We start from the raw sequence: 3090 nt of genomic DNA, 5'->3' as shown, positions 1-3090 counted from the left end.
GTGCGGACATGTTCGGGGCGGAGGCCGACGCCGGTCATCCTGCTGAGCTGGCGCAGCAGGAACGGCCGGCGTTCGAACGCGGCCCGGCGGGAGGGGGTCATGACGCGGTCGCCGCGCAGGGCCCGTTCGACGGCGAACCGCTGGAGCAGCCGCTGGAACTCCTGGGTGAGCACGGTCGGCGGCATGCGCCGGCGCTGCACGCGGGCCAGGACCCGGTTCTCCGGCGGGCGGCCGGAGCGCTGGGTGGCGAGCAGGGGACCGACCAGCAGGTTGGCCGCGGCCGTCGCGTCCTGGACGGCGAGGTTGACGCCGTAGCCGCCGGCCGGGGACATCGCGTGCGCGGCGTCGCCGATGAACAGCAGACCGGGCGCGTACCAGCGGCGCAGCCGGTCCACGCGGGCCTCCAGCAGCCGGACGTCGTCGAAGCCGGAGATCTCCGACGCCCGGTCGGCCAGGAACGGCACCAGTTCGCACAGGTCCCGGCGCAGCCGGTCGATGCCCTCGCGGCGCAGCCGCGCGTAGCCGCCGTGCACCATCTCGTACGAGACCTGCCAGTAGCCGCCGCGGTTGACCACGACGAAGATGCGCCCGCGCCCGATCCGCACGCTGAGGCCCTCGTCGGGGTCGTCCTCGCGGCGCGAGACGCGGAACATGAGCACGTCCAGCCGCACGTTCAGGTCGCGGGGCCGCAGGCCGGCGGCGGCGCGCAGCACCGACGTGCGGCCGTCTGCGGCGACGGTGAGCGCGGCCCGTACCACGCGTTCGCCGTCCGGGGTGCGGCAGCGCACGCCGACCGTCCGGCCGTTCTCGGTGAGCAGCCCGGTGACCTCGGCGCGCATCCACAGCCGGAAGCCGGGGTGGCGGGCCGCCTCGGTGGTGATGAGGGTGAGGAAGTCCCACTGCGGCACGAACGCGACGTAGGGAAAGCGCAGTCCGAGGTTCCTGAAGTCGGCGATCAGCATCGTCCGGCCCTCCTGGACGAGGTCCATCGTCCCGAGCTTCCGGTGCGGCAGCGCGTGGAAGCGTTCGCTCAGGCCGAGTTCGTCGAGGATCTCCAGGGTGGAGGGGTGCACGGTGTCACCCCGGAAGTCGCGCAGGAAGTCGGCGTGCTTCTCCAGCAGCACGACCTCGACGCCGGAACGGGCCAGCAGCAGCGCGAGCATGGCGCCCGCCGGGCCCGCGCCCACCACGCAGACGGTCGCGCTGATGTCCCGCGCCTCCGCGACCGGGCCGGAGCCGTCCCGGTCGGGGCGGTCCGCGGTCGTCGTGTCCGCGGTCGTGCTGTCGGCGGTCGTGCTGTCTTCCATGGGTCCTCCAGGGGCCGGGGGACGGACTGCCGGGGCGTCTCAGTCGGGGGCGCGCCAGGAGAGCATGAAGATCCCGAACACGTCGCCACCCCGTTCGACGACGGCGCCGGGCAGGGCCCGCAGATACTCCTCGGCGAACCGGTCGGGGGTCAGGGGCACGCTGATGCGGCTGATCTTCAGCCACGACGGGCTGAGGATCGCCTGGAGGGTGGCGACCGCCGCGTCGACGTCGCCGGTCGCCTCGTACAGGTCGCGGGCGCGGCCGAACGCGAAGTCCGTCTGCCAGCCCTCGTCGCCCCACATGGGGGGCCGTTCGGGCTCGATGATGAGCAGTTTCCCGCCGGGCGCGACCATCCGGCGCAGCACCGCCAGCAGCGGGCCGGCGTCGCCGACGTGCATGACGCAACTGAAGACCAGCACGACATCGAAGACCCCGTCCTCCCGCGGGGTGAGGGTCATCGCGTCGCGGACCCGGAAGCGGATGTTGGGGCGGGGCCGTTCCCGTTCGGCGATCTCGATCATCCGCGGCGCGGCGTCGATGGCGAGGACCTCGTCGTAGCGGGTGGCCAGGGCGGTGCTCCAGCGGCCGGTGCCGCAGCCGACGTCCAGGGCCCGGTGGCCGGTGCCGATGTGGCCGCTCAGCCAGGTGTCGATCTCCCCGCCGGGCCGGTCCAGGAGCCGGGTGAAGCGCTCGTAGGGCTCCGCGACCTCGTTGAACAGCTTGGCGGTGTCCAGCGACGTGCGCCGGGCCGTTTCGTCGGACATCGTTCCTCTTTCCTGGTGGTGCCGGTCGTGGTGCCCGGGTCGTCAGCCGGTGGCGCGGCGCCAGTAGGCGGTGAGCAGCCCCGGGAAGACGTTCTCCATGAAGACGGTGCCGGGCAGGGCGGCGGTGTATTCCCGGCGGAATTCCGGGCCGTTCATCGGGGCGCTCCGCTCGCTGATCTCCGTCCAGTTCCGGTGGCCGAAGAGGCGCAGCACGTTGATGGAACTCTCCAGGCGCCCGGTCACGTCGTACGCGGTGCGGGCGATCTGGAACGCGAAATTGATCCGCCAGTTCTCGTCGCCGTAGTCGGCGGGGCGCTGCGGTTCGAAGACGACGAACGCGCCGCCGGGGGCGACGAGGGCGGCGAGGTGGGGCAGGATCACCCTCGGCGCGCCCATGAGGAAGACGCTGCTGAAGCCGAACACCACGTCGAACAGGCCGTCCTTGGCCGGGGTCACGTCGAAGGCGTCGCGTACCTGGTAGCGCACGTTGGGGCGGGGCCGCTCGCGGCGGGCGATGTCGATCATGGCGGGGGCGGCGTCGGCGCCGACGACCTCGTCGTACAGGGCGGCGAGCATGACGGTGTACCGTCCGGCTCCGCAGCCGATGTCCAGGGCGCGGCGGCCCCGGGGGAGGTGGGCCGCCATCCATTCGCTCAGCGGGTGTTCCGCGGAATCCAGAGTGCCGCTGAATTCCTCGTACAATTCCGCGATCTCGTCGAACAATTCGGCGATGGTGGGCGCATCCGGTTTCGCCGCGGCCATGGCTGGCTCCCCTTCCGTTTGTCCGCCGAGTCGAAAGGCGTCCTCACGCTAACGCCGTCCCGGCGGCCCGCGACAGGGCGCCCGGGCGCGGGGGCGGAAAACCTGCGCGACCGCATGGGGTGCCGCGCCCGCCGCGCCCGCGCGGGGCGGGCCCGTCTCTTATACACACCTCGACGCTGCCGACGAAGCGGATAGGGGCGGTGTCGGCTGTATGCGGTGCGCATACACACATAGCGCGTCGACTGCACTGGCAGTG

General features: G+C 72.4%; 3 protein-coding genes. All 3 read right to left on the bottom strand.

Translation table 11 applies throughout. The features are described from left to right. Positions 1 to 1307 (bottom strand): FAD-dependent oxidoreductase (locus tag BN2279_RS07720; RefSeq protein ID WP_079031959.1); only part of this gene is annotated, 1307 nt, incomplete at its 3' end. Between the two features lie 39 nt (positions 1308 to 1346). Further along, positions 1347 to 2072, bottom strand: a complete 726-nt coding sequence (locus tag BN2279_RS07715) for a class I SAM-dependent methyltransferase (RefSeq protein WP_059007788.1) — start codon at positions 2070 to 2072, stop codon at positions 1347 to 1349. Between the two features lie 42 nt (positions 2073 to 2114). Further along, positions 2115 to 2834 (bottom strand): class I SAM-dependent methyltransferase, encoded by a 720-nt coding sequence (locus BN2279_RS07710; RefSeq protein ID WP_059007787.1) that lies wholly within the window; start codon positions 2832 to 2834, stop codon positions 2115 to 2117. Positions 2835 to 3090: the final 256 nt, after the last annotated feature.

Source organism: Streptomyces specialis (assembly GCF_001493375.1).
In the GTDB taxonomy this organism is placed as follows: domain Bacteria; phylum Actinomycetota; class Actinomycetes; order Streptomycetales; family Streptomycetaceae; genus Streptomyces; species Streptomyces specialis.
The sequence above is the reverse complement of the archived record's forward strand: the minus strand, read 5'-3'. Positions and strand labels throughout refer to the sequence as shown.